The sequence below is a fragment of the Mucilaginibacter sp. genome (assembly GCF_041088075.1).
Taxonomy (GTDB): domain Bacteria; phylum Bacteroidota; class Bacteroidia; order Sphingobacteriales; family Sphingobacteriaceae; genus Mucilaginibacter_A.
In genome coordinates this window covers 45,722-64,306 of record NZ_JBGCVY010000012.1, presented here as the reverse complement: position 1 = coordinate 64,306, position 18,585 = coordinate 45,722, and the positions used below count along the sequence as shown (strand labels likewise).

General features: G+C 42.9%; 15 protein-coding genes and 1 pseudogene. 14 read left to right on the top strand and 2 right to left on the bottom strand.

The window, feature by feature from the left end; translation table 11 throughout:
• Together V5804_RS01700 and V5804_RS01695 are read left to right on the top strand one after the other, a co-directional pair.
• Positions 1–222, top strand: a pseudogene (locus tag V5804_RS01700) (IS5/IS1182 family transposase); the annotation flags it as partial.
• A gap of 114 nt (positions 223–336) precedes the next feature.
• A complete protein-coding gene (locus V5804_RS01695) occupies positions 337–1,353 on the top strand; it encodes a hypothetical protein (protein ID WP_369589647.1) in 1,017 nt (338 codons plus the stop codon).
• 61 nt (positions 1,354–1,414) lie between these two features.
• Here the strand turns inward: V5804_RS01695 and V5804_RS01690 are convergent, their stop codons facing one another.
• Positions 1,415–2,968, bottom strand: coding sequence for a phosphatase PAP2 family protein (locus tag V5804_RS01690; RefSeq protein ID WP_369589646.1), 1,554 nt, complete (start codon positions 2,966–2,968; stop codon positions 1,415–1,417).
• A 2-nt stretch (positions 2,969–2,970) separates the two neighbouring features.
• The gene (locus V5804_RS01685) at positions 2,971–3,921 is read right to left on the bottom strand and encodes a hypothetical protein (protein ID WP_369589645.1); all 951 of its coding nucleotides are present in this window, start codon (positions 3,919–3,921) and stop codon (positions 2,971–2,973) included.
• A 659-nt stretch (positions 3,922–4,580) separates the two neighbouring features.
• On the opposite strand from V5804_RS01685, the gene mraZ reads away from it, so the two are divergent.
• The 12 genes from mraZ to ftsA all read left to right on the top strand — a co-directional run bounded on the left by mraZ (position 4,581) and on the right by ftsA (position 18,576).
• Complete coding sequence (gene mraZ, locus V5804_RS01680; protein WP_369589644.1) at positions 4,581–5,045, top strand: division/cell wall cluster transcriptional repressor MraZ; 465 nt, start codon at positions 4,581–4,583, stop codon at positions 5,043–5,045.
• Positions 5,038–5,940, top strand: coding sequence for a 16S rRNA (cytosine(1402)-N(4))-methyltransferase RsmH (rsmH, locus tag V5804_RS01675; RefSeq protein ID WP_369589643.1), 903 nt, complete (start codon positions 5,038–5,040; stop codon positions 5,938–5,940). Before mraZ ends, rsmH begins: the two co-directional genes overlap by 8 nt.
• Positions 5,937–6,350: an FtsL-like putative cell division protein gene (locus V5804_RS01670; protein WP_369589642.1), complete on the top strand. Its 414-nt coding sequence runs from the start codon at positions 5,937–5,939 to the stop codon at positions 6,348–6,350. The genes rsmH and V5804_RS01670 overlap by 4 nt, the downstream gene beginning before the upstream one ends.
• Complete coding sequence (locus V5804_RS01665) at positions 6,340–8,427, top strand: penicillin-binding protein (RefSeq protein WP_369589641.1); 2,088 nt, start codon at positions 6,340–6,342, stop codon at positions 8,425–8,427. The genes V5804_RS01670 and V5804_RS01665 overlap by 11 nt, the downstream gene beginning before the upstream one ends.
• Positions 8,424–9,884 (top strand): UDP-N-acetylmuramoyl-L-alanyl-D-glutamate--2,6-diaminopimelate ligase, encoded by a 1,461-nt coding sequence (locus V5804_RS01660; protein ID WP_369589640.1) that lies wholly within the window; start codon positions 8,424–8,426, stop codon positions 9,882–9,884. Before V5804_RS01665 ends, V5804_RS01660 begins: the two co-directional genes overlap by 4 nt.
• A complete protein-coding gene (mraY, locus tag V5804_RS01655) occupies positions 9,884–11,125 on the top strand; it encodes a phospho-N-acetylmuramoyl-pentapeptide-transferase (protein WP_369589639.1) in 1,242 nt (413 codons plus the stop codon). The genes V5804_RS01660 and mraY overlap by 1 nt, the downstream gene beginning before the upstream one ends.
• 34 nt (positions 11,126–11,159) lie before the next feature.
• A complete protein-coding gene (murD, locus tag V5804_RS01650; protein ID WP_369589638.1) occupies positions 11,160–12,539 on the top strand; it encodes a UDP-N-acetylmuramoyl-L-alanine--D-glutamate ligase in 1,380 nt (459 codons plus the stop codon).
• A gap of 88 nt (positions 12,540–12,627) precedes the next feature.
• Positions 12,628–13,806 carry an FtsW/RodA/SpoVE family cell cycle protein gene (locus V5804_RS01645; RefSeq protein ID WP_369589637.1) on the top strand — a complete coding sequence of 393 codons (1,179 nt, stop codon included), beginning with the start codon at positions 12,628–12,630 and terminating at the stop codon, positions 13,804–13,806.
• A gap of 57 nt (positions 13,807–13,863) precedes the next feature.
• Positions 13,864–14,988 (top strand): undecaprenyldiphospho-muramoylpentapeptide beta-N-acetylglucosaminyltransferase, encoded by a 1,125-nt coding sequence (gene murG, locus V5804_RS01640; RefSeq protein ID WP_369589636.1) that lies wholly within the window; start codon positions 13,864–13,866, stop codon positions 14,986–14,988.
• A gap of 6 nt (positions 14,989–14,994) precedes the next feature.
• Positions 14,995–16,353 carry a UDP-N-acetylmuramate--L-alanine ligase gene (murC, locus tag V5804_RS01635; protein ID WP_369589635.1) on the top strand — a complete coding sequence of 453 codons (1,359 nt, stop codon included), beginning with the start codon at positions 14,995–14,997 and terminating at the stop codon, positions 16,351–16,353.
• Between the two features lie 13 nt (positions 16,354–16,366).
• Positions 16,367–17,224, top strand: a complete 858-nt coding sequence (locus V5804_RS01630; RefSeq protein WP_369589634.1) for a cell division protein FtsQ/DivIB — start codon at positions 16,367–16,369, stop codon at positions 17,222–17,224.
• A 2-nt stretch (positions 17,225–17,226) separates the two neighbouring features.
• Positions 17,227–18,576 carry a cell division protein FtsA gene (ftsA, locus tag V5804_RS01625; protein WP_369589633.1) on the top strand — a complete coding sequence of 450 codons (1,350 nt, stop codon included), beginning with the start codon at positions 17,227–17,229 and terminating at the stop codon, positions 18,574–18,576.
• Positions 18,577–18,585: the final 9 nt, after the last annotated feature.

Here is an 18,585-nt window from a genome sequence, read left to right as displayed (position 1 = left end):
CCCAACCCGCGCAATACAGGGAAAGACAATGACGAAGACCACTATTTCGACGAAGAACTATACAAAAGAAGAACAGTTATTGAACACGCAAACGCTTGGATGGACGGCTTTAAGGGATTGGTTATCAGATATGAAGTCCTACCCAGGAACTGGATGGCGATGCACTGGATGGCATTCTGCGTATTTTTCCTCAGAAGAATTAACAAAAAAATAAAAGTTTAAACAACTTCAACTTTAAAATTTACATCAATTAGAATTAAAATTCAATAGCTAAAACTTTAGCAGAGATGTGTTGATGTATATAGATTTTAATCTAATCATTTCCTAATTATTACCATGATCATCTCAACCTCAATTCCTAAAAATATTTGGTTTACTGCGATAATTGCTTTGGCAATTGTATTTGGCGGCTTGTTTTTATTGCAGCACGTACCATTAATTAAAAGGGATGCAATTGCAACTGCATTATTAGCAGATATGGTGGTCACTTTTCCTTTGGCCTACTACTTTTTGTTGGTTCGGCCGCTGCAACTTCGAAAATGGAACATTGTATTTGTTTTTACCTGTTGTTGTGCCGTTGCCTATTTCGTTCTTCCGCCGCATCAGCAATATTATGTGCTGCAATTACGAAAGCTGTCTACGTTTCTGGAACTAAGCGTAGTTATTTATGCAATTAGCAAAATCAGGAAAATAATTGCTGCGTTTGAGAAATCTGAAGCTGTTTTTCCTGATTTCGCACATAACTTGTATCAAAGCATGACAACTGTTTTGGGCGATGTTGTTGTAATAAAACTGTTGGTTTCCGAATTGATTGTGTTGCGCTTTGGTTTGTTTTGCTGGAAAAAACCAAGCCGCCAGCCGGAAGCAATTACTCGTTTTACCGTTTATAAAGAATCCGGTTATCCGGCCATATTCGGCGTTTTACTGTTTGTTCTGTTGATTGAGGTCTTTGCGTTTCATTTACTGTTGGTTCAATATAGTAAAATTGCGGCTGTTGTTGTGAGTTTGCTTAGTGTTTACGGAATGGTCTTTATTGTAAGTGATCTTTCGGCTACCGTAAAAAGCCCGGTTTTATTGATGAAAAATCAATTATTGTTGCGGGTAGGATTACGCTGGCGAACGTCAATCCATACAAGCAACATCCTTTCTGTAGAAAAAATTAGCGATAATTATCAGCCAGATCAATTTTGTTTTAAAGGCGGCATTACTAAAAACAGCATTAACGTTTTGCTGACATTTAATCATCCGGTAACGATCGAACGTATTTACCAAAAGCCAGTAACAGCAGATAAAATAGTTATGAGTATTGACAGTGCGGATGATTTCATCAAAAGCTTAAATTCTTTGATTTAGGCTGAAAAACCAATACTGTTTTTATAGGCATAAAAACAGTATCAAAGAAAAAGTTCAATTTTTAATTCCCAGCCCCATCTGCCTTCGCCCTTTGTACCGCAAACTCGCCAACTTTTTTGCCGGTTACCAAACCCATTTCGCAATCGCTGCGGAAATGGATGGCGCCATACAAACGCGACATGGCGGCCTCTTCTGCCATATCCATAAACTTGCTGCCTCTATCCGGCAATAAATAAGTTAATAAAGTAGCCGCAGCACCACTGAAATTAGAATGCCCGGAAGTGTACGACGGAAAGTTTGGCACGCCAGTCAACGTTTTTATGCTTGGGTCAACCTGCGTTGGGCGAGGGTTAAAGTAGAAGTATTTGGCGTCCCAGCATACAATGGCGGCATCCATTTCGGCCATGTTGAGCAGGGCAAAATTGCGCGCCCACCGTACTTCGCTGTAGTTTTGTTTTACAAATTCATCGGCGGCAATGGCGTTCCAGTGTCCCGGCGGCGAGTAAGTTCCGGCACCATCGGCCCAAAAAGCTACAATCGCTTCGCGTTCGCGCGTGGCGTTTTTGCTGTAATATAAAACTTCCTCGGTTTCCTTTTTAAATTCATCCGAATGGGTAGAATAGGGCGGCGGCGGACGAAGCGCAACTACCGTCAATGTATCAAACAAAAACGGACTTACCTTGCAAAACAAGGGCAGCATCGGCGGGCGTTTCGGCGTTTCTAAACTCAACCAGCATTTTTCGCCTTTGGCTTCGGTTTGCATCGCCAGTTGGCTCCACAAAGCTTGCGTGCCGATTGCTTTTCCGGCTTTATCAGTCCGCGCACGTGCCGTAAACAAAGCGGCAACCTGTTTGCCTAATGCTTCGCCGGCATCCAATTCACTTCGCGTGTTGGCGCCGGCCATTATCCGGTACAGCTTTTGTTCGGCCGCTTTTTGCTCGATAAAAGCAATCTCCGTAGGAAACAACAATTTGAGCGTTTCAACTGCAGCGCCGGAAACCACGGCATCTTCGCTTGGGTAAGAAGGCAAATCCGTTTTCGGCACAAAAGCCTGAATGGCAGCATCGTTTTTATAAGGCGCGGCACGGTTGTATTTGGTTTTGAAATGCCAGGCCACCACCAAAGCATCGTATTGTGCCGCGCTGACATAAGCGTAAGAACGGGCAGCGTAAGGCGGATTGGAAAACGGAAACTGCGGATAAGCAAAAGGGTTGGCCGAATTTGGCGCCGGATAAGAACCGTCATCGTTTTGATAAGGCGGCAAGTTGTGGCGGGCAACGAGTTCGCGTAAAATCTCGTTCCAGCGCAAAACGGCTCCGGCGCTCCAATATTTAATGCTGGCTTTTTGTTCAGAAGTTAAATTGGCCTGGTAAGCTTTGATCTCGTTCAAATCGGCAATATAAGCCGGAGAAGTAACGGCATCAGGCGCGGCAACAGCAAAAGCATCGGTATTGGTAACCAAAACGGGCTTCCAGTTGCCGGCGTTCAAATCGCTGTTGGCTGGCGTTAATTGTGGGTAAAGATCGGTCCGCTCGATAATGCTTTTTTTGCACGATAAAAGAAGCATCGCCGAAAACAAAAAAACAAGCGCAGGATATAGTAAACCTCTTTTCATTTTCAATTTTTTATGGTGTTGTTAATTTTGTTCTTTTTGAGGTTGAACAGGTAATAAGCACCGCCATGGATCACGGTGCTTTGTCCAACATTCCTCCCGGCCACTGCATAATCGCTTCCGGCCGTAAGTTCCAATCCGTTAATGGAACTAAAGCTGTATTTAAAGTTTACGCCAACTGTGGTCATGTTCATTTTATTGCTGGGGAAAGGCATGTCGTTTTTGCGGATATCGAAACCGCCCAAAGTAGTATTGTTGTCCAAAACAGCTTCTGCGATCAATTTGCTGCTTCGGTAGCCGCCGCGAAAGTTAAAATTGGTTCCATCGGGAATGCCAACCTGATTGGTATAATGCATTTCTGTCGTGTAATAAGCAGTGCGATCAATGGTGATGTTATCACGGCGCATGTATTCCCCCGAACCGGAAAAAAACAAATGGCCCGACTGGTAATCGGCCAAAGCCCTGAACATCAAACTTCTGCTATGCAAACCAATGGCAACCGGCAAAAAATCAGCTTGATAATTGCCAATCGGAACAGAACCCATCGCAATGGCAAACAGGCGAAAAGTGCCGTAACCGGTTTTCATCACCACCGGCACCCATTTTAAAGAAACCGTCGCATCCTGAATGCCTTGCTGGTTGTGCAACGTTCCGGCTGTAACATTATTAGTAATATAAGGCAGCGAAAAAAGCACGTTCAAACGGTTGCTGATGCCGTAATTGCCCATTAGCGTTACCATGTTGGAGTTTAACGTGCCGATATTGCCGTTGCTGCGCTTAAAAGTGCCTTCCCAATAGTTGTCCCAGCGGCTGTTGCTATACATTGCACCTCCGCAAAAATAATTTTTGGGGATCATAATGGCATCCGCATCGGTTTGTGCCAAAGCAAACCCGCCACAGAAGAAACAGAGCAGTACAGCTAAAAAAGATTTTCTAAGAAGTAAAGTTAAAGCCATATTTAAATTCGGGTTAATTTATTGCAACCCCTTGTACAAAAAGCAAAACAAATTTGATAGCGGCTTAAGCATCATCAAGATTATTGTATTAAGAATTATTAAGCGTTCAATCCGTTTTAAGCAAAAAGATTATATAATTGGTTGATGTAAAAGTAAAATTTTAATTACATTTTACAAATAAACTGAATTAGAAAAAACAAAACCATCAAAAATGTGTGCAGGCGAAATTTTTTGTGCTTGTTCAAACCCTGTTCGTTTATTGCATACTTCTTTTACCGCCTAAAAATTGGTGAGCCATTTGGTTTTTGCCCTTTTTTTATTTGATACAATCACCAATTTTAATGAGGTAAAAGAAGCATCAACATTTTTGTTGTGTAAATCAAGGCCGCTCTTTAACTTTTATAAATATTATTGCCGAAGTTAACTCTGTTTAATTAAAGCAGTTTTTTAAGCTGTTCTACCCAATTACTTCCCCGGATTAAGATGCTTATCGGGCTTAAAACAGCCATACTGTTTTTATCGGTATAAAAACAGTATCCCTCATTAACAGACAGTTAAAAAAGATAAATATGTAATGTTGAAAACTTTTAGTGGGAAATTGTGGTAAAAGGTGGTAATATTTATACTTTTACTCATTAAATATTACCCAACCTAAAGTCATGTCCTATTTTTTAGGAGAATTTGATTGCAAGCTTGATGCGAAAGGCCGGATGATGATCCCGGTCAACCTCAAGAAACAGCTTCCGGAAGCTGAGCGGGAAGGGCTGTTTATCAATCGGGGCTTTGAAAAACATTTGGTGGTTTACACCCGGAAAGACTGGATGCTGATGCTGGACGAGTTGAGCAAACTAAACCAGTACGAAAAAAAGAACCGGGAATTTATCAAATATTTTACCCGTGGCGCAACAGAAATAATACTGGACACGGCCGGAAGGGTGTTGATCCCGAAATCATTATTGGATTATGCCGGTATTGATACCGACGTGGTTTTGGCCGGAAACCTGAATAAAATAGATGTTTGGTCGAAAGCCACATACGACGAACAATTGGACAACGAACCAGAAAACTTTGCCAAACTGGCCGAAGAAGTAATGGGCAACAAGGCAAACCGAATTAATGAATAGTTACCACACACCCGTGATGTTGCAGGAATGCATCGAAGCGCTGGCGATAAAGCCAGACGGCACTTACGTGGATGTAACTTTTGGCGGCGGCGGCCATTCTAAACAAATTTTAAATGCTTTGGGCGATGGCGGCCGTTTATTGGGTTTTGATCAGGATGAAGATGTCAAACAAAACGTGCCAAACGATGCGCGTTTTACTTTTGTGGAGCAGAACTTTCGGTATTTAAAAAATTACTGCCGCTTGTATGAAGCCATTCCGGTGGATGGGATTCTGGCTGATCTGGGCGTTTCTTCGCACCAGTTTGACCAGGCGGAACGTGGTTTTTCGGTTCGTTTTGATGCTGATTTAGATATGCGCATGAACAAAAGCAGCGACCTGACCGCAAAAACCATCATCAATACTTATAGCGAAGAAAATTTACACCGAATTTTTGGTATGTACGGCGAATTGCAGAACGCAAAAACACTGGCAAAAACAGTAGTTACTTCGAGGTTAAACCAATCAATCGAGACTATTGCCGAACTGAAAACTATCATTCAGAACTGCATCCCAAAAGGAAAAGAAAATAAATATTTGGCGCAGGTTTTTCAGGCTTTGCGCATCGAAGTAAACCAGGAACTGGAAGCCTTGCAGGAGTTTTTGCTGCAATCGGCAGAAGTTTTGATTTCGGGCGGAAGGCTGGTGGTGATGTCGTACCATTCCTTAGAAGACCGTTTGGTGAAGAACTTCATTGCCAAAGGAAAATTTCGCGGCGAAGTAGAAAAGGATTTTTTTGGGAACGACCAAAAGCCGTTTGATGCCGTAAGTCGTGGGGCAATTACCGCATCCGAAGAAGAAATAAAATTAAATAACCGGGCACGCAGTGCCAAATTAAGAATCGCTGTAAAAAGATGAGCAACCGTTTAAGAGCAGAAATTCTGGAAGAAGAGGAGTTGGAAAAGGAACTGATTGTGGAAGAAAAACCGCCTGCCGGTAAAATACCCGATAACTTTTTCACTTTGTTCTTTAAAAAAGGAGTGGTTTCTACCGAAGCTGCCACCCAAATGCTGCCTTTTATATTTTTTGTGGCCTTTTTGGCGATGGTTTATATTGCCAACCGCCACATGGCCGAAAACAACATCCGTGACATTGATAAACTTTCCAAGCAGGTAAAAGAATTAAGCTGGGATTATAAAACCACCAAAGCCGAATTGGCCTACAAAAGCACTTTATCGGAAGTGGCAAAAAGGACAGACACTTTAGGGTTAAAAACTTCTGTGGAGCCTCCGCAAAAACTGACCGTAACAGAAGAAGATGAGCATTAGGACCAATATACTGCTTCGCGTTTATCTGGCTTTCGGCCTGATTGTGCTGTTTGCCGTGGCAGTAATGGTGCAGCTATGCCGCGTGCAGTTTGTACAAGGCAAAAAATGGGCATCCATGCAAGACAGCCTTTCTATCCGTTATGTAAATGTAGAAGCTGCCCGCGGAAATATATTTGCACAAGATGGAAGTATGCTGGCCACTTCGGTTCCGGAGTATGAGCTGCACATGGATATGGTGGACGGCGCCATCGCAGATGACAAAATTTTTTACGAAAAAGTTGATTCTTTGGCGATGAAAATGTCGGCTTTTTTTGGCGATAAATCTGCCCGCGATTATTCGCGTTACCTACGCGATGGCCGCCGTGATAGTTCCCGTTACCTGCTTATCAAGCGTAAAGTTTCTTTTCAGGATTTAAAGCAGATCAAGAAGTTTCCCATCTTTAATATGGGCAAATATGGCGGCGGGTTGATCGTGGTTCAAAAAAACAAAAGGATTTTGCCGTACCGTTCGCTTGCTGCCCGGACGATTGGTTATAAAAATGAGAACGTAAAAAATGGTGTTGGTTTAGAAGGTGCGTATGCTTCTTTTATCAATGGAGAATCCGGCAAGCGGCTAATGCAGCGGATTGCAGGTGGCGTTTGGAAACCGATAAACGAAGACTTTGAAATCGCGCCAAAAGAAGGTGCGGATATCATGTCAACCTTGGACGTTAATTACCAGGATGTGGCGCAAAGTGCTTTGTTAAAACAGTTAATCAAAAGCGATGCCGACCACGGTACCGTTATTTTGATGGAAGTACAAACAGGCGAAGTGCGTGCCGTTGCCAATTTCACCAAAGTAGCGCCAGGAGAATATCAGGAAAAGTTTAATTATGCCATTGCCGGCAACCAGGATCCCGGTTCTACCTTTAAATTGGCTTCGTACATGGCTTTGCTGGAAGACCATAAAGTGGACACCAGCACCATGGTGAATACGGGTTTTTATCAAATACCAGGCCATATAATCAAGGATTCGCATGGCAGTATCGGTGTGGTTACGGTAAAAAAAGCATTCGAACAATCATCCAATGCTGCCGTAGCTTTTTTGGTGAACAATGCTTATCACAATAACCAATCGCAATTTACCGACCATTTGTACGATTGGCATCTGAACGAAAAATTAAAATTAGAAATCCCGGGAGAAGCACAGCCAGTCATTAAAAACCCCGAAAACAAAAGCTGGAACAAAAACATGACCTTGCCGCAAATGGCTTACGGTTACGAAATGCAGTTGACGCCTTTAAAAATGCTTTCCTTTTATAGTGCGGTTGCCAACAATGGTAAATACATTGCGCCGATTTTTGTAAAAGAGATCAGAAGGCTGGGCAACCCGATTGAGCAATTCCAGGCCAGGGTAATCAAGGAGAAAATTTGCTCGGATATAACTTTAAGAAAAATAAAAAATATGCTGGAAGGTGTAGTTCTTGAAGGTAGTGGTAAAAAATTTGTTTATAATCCACTATATAAAATAGCTGGTAAAACGGGTACTGCACAAGTTGCAGATGCAAATAAAGGCTACAGAGGCAAGCGCCAATATCAAGCTTCTTTTGTAGGCTATTTTCCGGCAGATAAGCCTAAATATTCGATGATTGTTGTTATTAATGATCCTAAAGGAGATTATTACGGTGCTTCGGTTTCAGGCCCGGTTTTTAGGGAAATTGCAGACCGGGTTTATTCCAGTGATATGGATTTAAACCAGACTTCTTCCATCCGCGTAGCAAACAATACACAAGCGCCACAGGCAAAAGCCGGTCAGCCAAAAGCTTTGCAAGAAGTTTATACAAAGCTTAAATTGAAACCGCAAACTGGCAAAATTAACCCATCAGCCATTGATACCAACGAAGGTGTTTCTACAGAAACACCGGCCAAAAAAGGCGTGCCATCAACCGTTGGGATGGGTTTGCGCGATGCTTTGTTTATCATGGGAAATTCAGGCTACAAAACAGCCGTAGTCGGCAGCGGAACGGTGGTGCGGCAATCGGTTGGGCCAGGCAGCATTATACCAAAAGGATCTAAAATAGTATTGGAACTCGAATGAAGTTATTGACAGAAATATGCGCAGGGATTACTGATCTGACTGGTTTAAACAAACCGGACCGGGAAATTACTGCGCTTGTTTTTGATTCAAGAAAAGTGGTTCCCGGAAGTTTGTTTTTTGCCGTTCGCGGGACTTTGGTTGATGGACATCGTTTTATCGAACAAGCCATTGCTTCCGGCGCTGTTGCTGTGGTTTGTGAGGAAATCCCGCAGAACCAAAATCCTGATACTGTTTTTATCAGGGTAAAAGAAGCATCCGAAGCTTTGGGTTTTGCGGCGGCCAACTTTTACGATCATCCTTCCCAAAAATTAAAATTGGTTGGCGTAACCGGAACAAATGGCAAAACGACCATTGCAACCTTGTTGTTTCAACTTTTTAGGGAATTGGGTTATAAATGCGGGATGCTTTCTACCGTCGAAAACCGGATTAACGATGCAATTATTCCTGCAACACATACCACGCCTGATCCGATTGCTTTGAATGAACTATTGCTCGAAATGGTTCAGCACGGTTGCGATTACGCTTTTATGGAAGTGAGTTCGCATTCGGTTGTGCAACATCGGATCACAGGCTTACATTTTGCGGGCGGCATTTTTTCAAACCTCACCCACGATCACCTCGATTTCCACAAAACTTTTGATAACTATTTAAAAGCCAAAAAAGGCTTTTTTGATGGTTTGCCCAATACTGCTTTTGCCCTGATAAATTTGGACGACCGCAACGGCAAAGTAATGCTTCAAAATACCAAAGCCAGTAAAAAAACCTATGCTTTAAAAAGTATGGCCGATTTTAAAGCCAAGATTTTGGAGAACCAGTTTGGCGGCCTGCTTTTAAACATTGACGGGCAGGAAGTTTGGTTTAAAATGGTGGGCAGTTTTAACGCTTATAATTTGCTGGCGGTTTATGGTTCAGCTATTTTGCTTGATCAGGATAAAGAAAAAGTTTTAACCGCTTTAAGCCGGTTAGACGGAGCGGTAGGCCGGTTTGATTATTTTATTTCCGCAAATAAAGTCATTGGGATTGTGGATTACGCGCACACGCCGGATGCCGTTCAAAATGTATTAAGCACGATCAAAGACATCCGCAAAGGAAACGAACAGGTAATTACGGTAATTGGTTGCGGCGGAGATCGGGACAAAACAAAACGGCCGGTGATGGCTACGGTGGCTTGCGATTGGAGCGATAAAGTGATTTTAACTTCGGATAACCCGCGTTCCGAAGAACCGGATCAGATCATTCGTGATATGCAAAGCGGCATCACGCCAGACCAGCAACGGAAAGCATTTGCCATTGCCGACAGAAAAGAGGCGATAAAAGCAGCATGTCATTTGGCACAGCCCAACGACATCATTCTACTGGCTGGCAAAGGCCACGAAAAATACCAAGAAATAAAAGGCGTGAAATACCCTTTTGACGATAAACAGATTTTGGCAGAACAATTTAAACTGATGAGCTGATGCTGTATTACCTGTTTACCTATCTCTATAAAAACCACAATATCCCGGGCGTTGGTGTATTCCAGTACATTTCGTTCCGCACAGCCATGTCGGTTATCCTTTCGCTTATTATTACGACTGTTTTTGGCGGAAAAATCATCAAATACCTCCGTAGAAAGCAAGTTGGAGAAACCGTAAGAAATTTAGGTTTGGAAGGCCAGATGCAAAAACAAGGAACGCCAACGATGGGCGGCATCATGATTTTGATGGGGATTTTGATCCCAACTTTATTGCTGTCCAAGCTGGACAACATCTACATTATATTGATGATCATCACCACGATTTGGATGGGAACAGTTGGTTTTCTGGACGATTACATCAAGGTTTTCAAAAAGAACAAAGAGGGTTTGGCCGGCCGTTTTAAAATTATTGGCCAGGTTGGCTTGTCCATTATTATTGGCTGGACGATGTATTTCAGTCCCGAAATTGTCATCCGCCAAACCGTAACGCTGCCGGTAAAAGCCGATGTTCCGGTGGAAGTCCATCAGGTTGGCAACAAATACATTTACACGCAGGACATCAAATCCACCAAAACCAACGTGCCTTTTTACAAGCACAACGAGTTTGATTATGCCAAAGTAATCAAGTTTATTGGTCCCGGTTACGAGCATTATTCGCTCATTGTGTTTATGTTGTTCACCATTTTTATCATCACTGCGGTTTCCAACGGTGCAAATATCACGGATGGAATTGATGGTTTGGCGACGGGGACTTCGGCCATCATTGGAATAACGCTTGCCGTGCTTGCTTACGTTTCGGGCAATACAGTTATTGCCGAATATCTGAACATTGTTTACATCCCAAATTCGGGCGAGCTGGTAATTTTTGCTGGTGCTTTTGTAGGTGCTTGTGTTGGCTTTTTGTGGTACAATTCGTACCCGGCGCAAATATTTATGGGCGATACGGGAAGCCTGGCCATTGGCGGAATTATCGCGGCTTTTGCGATAATGATCCGTAAAGAACTGCTGATACCTCTTTTATGCGGTATTTTTCTGATCGAACTGGTTTCGGTGATTTTGCAGGTAAGCTGGTTCAAATTCACCAAAAAAAAATATGGCGAAGGCCGAAGGATTTTCCTGATGTCGCCGCTGCACCATCATTTTCAGAAAAAAGGTTACCACGAATCCAAGATCGTTACGCGGTTTTGGATCGTCGGCATTTTTCTGGCCATCGTAACCATTGTTACACTAAAATTAAGGTAGTAAAAGAAGCATCATCTTAAAAACAAATAACGAATTGGAAACGGGAGGAAATCAAACAGCAGCAACGGCTACCGGAAACGGAAAGTTCCTGTGCATTTTGGGCGCTGGCGAAAGTGGCGTTGGTGCAGCTTTTTTGGCTCGGAAGCAGGGCTTTAAAGTTTTTGTTTCTGATTTTGGGAAGATGGACGAAAAATACAAACTGCAACTGCAAGACTGGAACATTGATTTTGAAGAAGGAAAGCATTCCGAAGAAACGATTTTGCAGGCTGATGAAGTGGTGAAAAGTCCGGGCATTCCCGAAAAAGCGCCGATCATCAAAAAACTGCGGGAAAAAGGAATCCCGGTAATTTCGGAAATTGAGTTTGCGGGAAGATATACCAACGCGAAAATGATCTGCATCACCGGATCAAACGGAAAAACCACGACCACAAGCCTCACTTATCACCTGCTTAAAAAAGCAGGTTTAAATGTGGGTTTGGCGGGCAACATTGGTAAAAGTTTTGCCTACCAGGTGGCTGCCGAAAAGTACGACCATTACGTGCTGGAGATCAGCAGTTTTATGCTCGACGATATGTACCAGTTTAAAGCGGATATTGCTGTGTTGCTGAATATTACGCCCGATCATTTAGACCGGTACGAATATAAAATGGAAAATTATGCCGATTCTAAATTTCGGATCATCCAGAACCAAACTGGTGCGGATTATCTGATTTATTGTGCCGATGACGAAGAAACGATGAAAGGTATCGCCAAAAGGGAAATTTTGGCCAAACAACTTCCTTTTTCCATTCAAAAAAAGGTGGATCAAGGCGCGTACCTTAGCGAAGATGAGATTTTTATTTTAACGGATAAAGGAGATTTGAACATGAATATCAGGGAGTTGGCCTTGCAGGGAAAGCACAATATTTATAACAGCATGGCATCGGGCATTACGGCAAAAGTTTTAGAACTGCGCAACGAAACCATCCGCGAAAGTATGGGCGATTTTAAAAATATTGAGCATCGGTTGGAGTTTGCAGGCATGATTGCGGGCATCAAATTCATTAACGATTCTAAAGCCACCAACGTTAATTCGGTTTGGTTTGCCCTGGAAAGTATGAACACGGATGTCGTTTTGATCTTGGGCGGCGTGGACAAAGGCAACGATTACACGATGCTGAAGGAGTTGGTGAAGCAAAAAGTGAAAGCGATTGTGTGTTTGGGAAAAGACAACAAACGCATTCACGAAGCTTTTGAAGAAGACGTGGACATGATTGTGAACGCATTCTCAGCACAGGAAGCGGTACAAATGGCTTATCACTTAGCAAAAAAAGGCGATACGGTTTTGCTGTCTCCCGCTTGCGCCAGTTTTGATTTATTTAAAAATTATGAAGACCGCGGCCAGCAATTTAAAGCGGCGGTGAAGGAGTTGTAGAAGGAAGCCGATAGGTAATAGTTGATAGTTCATGGCAGATGGACGCGCGGCTATGAACTATTAACCATAAACTATTAACAAAAACTGAATGAAAAACACCATACAAGCAATTCTTGGCCAAACAAAAGGCGATCGCTGGATCTGGCTGATCGTGATCTTGTTGTCGGTCATTTCGGCATTGGCGGTTTACAGTTCAACCGGAACGCTGGCTTACAAACGCGGTGTGGGTGCAGAATCTATCTTGGTAAAGCACTTGGCCATGATTTTTGGTGGCATTGCATTGATGTATATTTCGCACAAATTAGATTACCGGTATTATTCGGGCATTTCAAAAATCCTGATGATGGTAACCATTCCGCTGCTGCTTTATACGCTGCTTTTTGGAAACCATGTGAATGATGCCAGTCGTTGGATTGCCATTCCCGGAACCGGCTTAACTTTCCAGACTTCGGATTTGGCCAAGCTTTCCTTAATTACTTTTTTAGCCCGCAGTTTATCGCGCAAGCAGGAGAATATTAAAGATGTAAAAGAATCTTTCTTGCCAATTATGGGTTCGGTTTGCGTGGTTTTTATCCTGATCGCATTGGCCAATTTATCAACGGCGTTAATGCTTTTTGGCGTGAGCGTTTTGTTGTTGATTATCGGTCGTATTAGCATCAAACAAATTGCGGTGGTTTGTTTGGCAGGCGCTGTTTTGCTGGCCGGCGTTATCTTTTTAGGGCCGAGAAGAAAAACATATGCTTCGCGGATTCAAACTTTTATGCACCCAAGCAAAGTTGACCGCGATAAATCTTTCCAATCCGATCATGCAAAAATTGCCATTGCAACCGGCGGTATTTTCGGAAAAGGGCCTGGAAACAGTACGGAGCGCAATTACCTGCCTCACCCATATTCTGATTTTATTTATGCAACTATTATCGAAGAATATGGCCTGATTGGTGGTTTCGCACTCGTCGTCATCTATCTTTTCCTGTTGTACCGCTGCATCAAAATAGTAACCAAAGCGCCAAAAGCGTTCGGCGCGCTGCTGGCTGCAGGTTTAAGTTTCAGTTTAACCATTCAGGCTTTTGCCAACATGGCGGTTGCCGTTGGTTTGGGTCCGGTTACGGGCGTGCCGCTGCCTTTGGTGAGTATGGGCGGAACCTCAATATTGTTTACCAGCGTGGCTTTCGGGATTATTTTATCCGTAAGCCGGCACATTGACGAGTACGAAGACAACCGCAAAGTGGTGGTCGGCGAGATCAGGGAAAAAGAAGTTGCAGCCTAATTTTAGGCAGATAAAAGAAGCATAGACAGTTATCAATTTTAGGCAGATAAAAGAAGCATGGCAAAAAGGATTATCATTAGCGGCGGCGGTACAGGAGGACATATCTTCCCGGCTATTGCCATTGCTGATGCGCTGAAAAAGCTGCATCCGGAAACGGAGATTCTTTTTGTTGGTGCGAATGGGCGGATGGAAATGGATAAAGTTCCGGCTGCCGGTTACCAGATTATTGGGTTGGATATTGCAGGTTATCAGCGCGGTTCTATCTTGAAGAATCTGTCGTTGCCGTTTAAAGTTTTAAGTAGTGTGAGCAAAGCAAAATCCATCATCAAAAACTTCAAACCTGATGCGGTGGTTGGCGTTGGCGGTTATGCTTCCGGCCCGTTGTTGTACGCAGCTTCCACCAAAAACTTACCGATTTTAATTCAGGAACAAAACTCTTACGCGGGCATCACCAATAAATGGCTGGCAAAAAAAGCAAAGCAAATTTGTGTGGCTTTTGACGGGATGGAACAGTTTTTTCCAGTGGATCGGATTATCAAAACTGGAAATCCAATCCGCAGGACATCAGTGGAAATTAAAGGCAAAAGGGAAGAAGCTTTCGAGTCGTTCAACCTCAATCCAAATAAAAAAACAATTTTGGTTACCGGCGGAAGTCTGGGCGCCGGCACTTTAAATAAATGTATGCTGGCCGGTTTGCAGCAATTGATAGATGCGGATGTGCAGCTAATCTGGCAAACCGGGAAGTATTATTATCAAAATGTAAAAGAACAGCTTGGCGAAAATAACCATCCGAATATTTGTGTTTTAGAATTTTTAAACCGGATGGATTTGGCTTATGCTGCTGCGGATGTCATCATCTCACGTGCAGGGGCCGGAACCATTGCCGAATTATGTATGGTAAAAAAAGCAGTGGTTTTGGTGCCTTCGCCCAATGTGGCCGAAGACCATCAAACTAAAAACGCTTTGGCTTTGGTTGAAAAGGGTGCAGCAATTTTGGTGAAAGACGCGGACGCTGAAAAAACACTGGTAAAAACAGTATTGGATTTATTGCAGGATGAAAACCAACAACAAAAACTAAGCACACAAATTGGCAAACTGGCCATGCCGGATGCCGATATAAACATTGCAAAAGAAGTATTAAAAATTACAGAAAATAAAACTGATGCTGTTTTTACGGCATAAAAAACAATGGAACTGAACAGCATACAACGTGTTTTTTTGATTGGTATCGGCGGGATCGGCATGAGCGGTTTGGCGCGGTACTTTCAGCATCGCGGCTGTTTAATTGCCGGTTACGATAAAACGCAAACTGCTTTAACCACGGCGTTGGAGCAGGAAAATATCGAAATTGCGTATCACGACGAGATTGATTATATCCCTTTTGATTTTAACGAACCGGAAGAAGGAACGCTGGTGATTTATACGCCGGCCATTCCTGCAAATTCTTTGATTTTAAGTTTCTTTCAGGATAAAAACTTCAGTTTAAAAAAACGGTCGGAAGTTTTGGGCATCATCAGCAAAGGTATGTTTACGATTGCCGTTGCCGGAACGCATGGCAAAACCACCACTTCCAGCATGATTGCGCATATTTTACGCGCTTCAGGAAATGATTGTTCGGCTTTTTTGGGCGGCATTGCAACCAATTATCAAACCAATGTTTTGTTTGGCAGCAACGAAATGTTGGTGGTTGAGGCCGATGAATACGATCGTTCTTTCCTCACTTTGCATCCTGATATTGCGGTGGTTACTTCCATGGATGCCGACCATTTGGATATTTATGGTGATAAAAACAGCATGGTCGAAGCTTTTCAGCAATTTGCTTCTCAACTTAAAGTAGACGGAAAATTGATCTATAAAAAAAGCTTGCCTTTAAAAAACGGTTTGACTTATACTGTTGATGGAAATGCTGATGCTTCGGCAGAAAATATCAACATCAAAAACGGCAGCTATTATTTTGATTTCAGAAATTCTCAAACCAAAATTGAAAATATTCAGTTAGGAATTGCCGGAATTCATAATGTAGAAAATGCAGTTGCAGCGATACAAACGGCTTTGTTTTTAGAGATTGATCCGCAGGAAATAAAGGCAGCTTTAAAATCTTTTTTGGGAATAAAACGTCGGTTTGAATACATTATCAACACAGATCAAACGGTTTACATTGATGATTATGCCCATCACCCGGAAGAGCTTCGGGCGGCAATTACTTCGGTAAAAGAATTGTATCCAGACAAAGAATTAACTGTGATTTTCCAGCCGCATTTATTCACAAGGACGCGGGATTTTGCAGATGAGTTTGCCGAAGTTTTGAATAAAGCCGATCATCTGCTTTTGCTGGATATTTATCCGGCAAGGGAACTGCCGGTTGAAGGCGTAAATGCAGAAATGATTTTAGCGCGGATGCAGCCTTCATTACACACCAAAAAATATACGGTAAAAGAAGCATTGGATTATGTGCAACAACAAAAGCCGGAACTGCTGCTGACCGTCGGCGCAGGCGATATTGACAAAATGGTTGAACCTTTAAAAGCAGCTTTGCAAGATGTTTAAAAAGCGGGTTTGGATGCCCATTTTATACGCTTCCATCTGGGCAGTTTGTTTGGGCGGTTTGTTTGTGCTGATGAGTTTTATCGGCATAAAAAAAGCATCGTTGCTGTGCCGCGAAGTAAAGGTTTATATTCCGGGCAACCAGTATTTTGTGGACCGGCAGGAAATCAATTCGATTTTGCATGTGGGCAATAATTCGTTGGTTGGCAAAAAGCTGGACGAGATCAACATCCATCAACTCGAAAAAACGTTGCAGGCAAATCCTTTTATCGAGTTTGCCAAAGTTTATGCGGATATGGACGGCGTGATCAATGTAGAAGTACGGCAACGGCAACCCATTTTGCGCGTGATGAACCGTTTTGAGCAGGATTTTTATGTAGATCAGTACGGGTTAAAGATTCCGCTTTCTTCAAATTTTACGGCCCCGGTTTTGGTTGCTACGGGAAATATTGATGAAATTTTTATCAACCGGATAGATACGCTGCACACCGAAATGGCCAGGCAATTGTTCAAAACGGCTGATTTTATCCGCCGTGATTCTTTATGGGACGCGCAGATCGAACAAATTAACGTAAATGCAAACCATGAAATTGAATTAATTCCACGGGTAGGAAACCAGCGGATTTTGCTGGGCAATGCCGATTCGTTGGATAAAAAATTTAAAAATCTTTTAATTTTTTATCAGCAGGCGATACCCAAAGTTGGTTGGGGCGCGTATAAAGTTATTAACATTAAGTTTGCCAATCAGATCGTTGCTATTAAAAGCGACTCACTGCTAAAACTGGAAGCGCTAAAACCAAAGCCAAAAGCAGAACAAACAACAACACCAGCAATTAACCAAATTAATCAAGACACAATTCAAAATATACATTAGAAATGGAAAAGGTTTCTATCAGTTATGACAAAAGCTCGCCCATAGTAGTTGGGCTGGATATTGGTACAACAAAAATATGCGCCATTGTAGGCCGCAGAAGTAAAGACCATACGGTAGAAATACTGGGCATTGGAAAGGCAGAATCGGCAGGCGTAACGCGCGGTGTGGTATCAAATATTGATAAAACGGTACAAGGGATTACGCAAGCCATCGAAATAGCGGCAGCACAATCAAACGTGGAAATCCGCGTGGTAAACGTAGGAATTGCGGGCCAGCACATCAAAAGTTTGCAGCACCGCGGTTTAATTACCCGCCGGGATTTGAACCGGGAAATCAACCGCAAGGACATCGAAAAGTTGATCGAAGACATGTACAATTTGGTGATGCCTCCGGGAGAAGAAATTATCCATGTATTGCCGCAAGAATTTACGGTGGACAACGAGCCGGGCATTAAAGACCCGATCGGAATGGCTGGCGTTCGTTTGGAAGCAAATTTCCACATCATTTCCGGTCAGGTTACGGCGGTTAAAAACATTGTAAAATGTGTTACCAAAGCAGGTTTGGAAAGCCATGAATTGATCCTGGAACCGTTGGCATCATCAGAAGCGGTTTTAACCGAAGAAGAAAAAGAAGCAGGCGTGGTTTTGGTGGATATTGGCGGCGGTACAACTGATCTGGCTATTTTTCATGAAGGGATTATACGCCACACGGCTGTTATTCCGTTTGGAGGAAACAGCGTTACCGAAGATATCCGCGAGGGATGCTCGGTGATGCGCAACATTGCAGAGATGTTAAAAACGCGTTTTGGTTCGGCTTTGGCAGAAGAAAACAAGGACAACGAGATTGTTTGTGTGCCAGGTTTACGCGGAAGGGAATCGAAGGAAATATCTGTAAAAAACCTGGCTTACGTAATCCAGGCACGGATGGAAGAAATTATCGAGCATGTTTATTACGAGATCAAAACTTCCGGCTACGAGAAAAGAATGATTGGCGGAATTGTAATTACCGGCGGTGGCGCTGATTTAAAACATTTGCCGCAACTGGTAGAATATGTAACCGGTTTGGATTGCCGTATTGGTTATCCGAGCGAACATTTGGCTAAAAACGAGGTTTTACAAAAAAACATCTTTGACGATTTGCAAAGTCCGATGTATGCAACCGGTATCGGTTTGCTGATCAAAGGGATCCAAAAAATGGAGGATACCGATGTGCCGCAGGTTTCGGAAGTAAAAACGCAGGCGAAACCGGCACATGCACCGGCCGAAAAGAAACACGGGTTATTGTCGAGGATGTTGGAGAAAGGAAAGATATTTATTAAGGATGACATTAAGGATGAGGACTTTCTAAAATAATTAAATAAA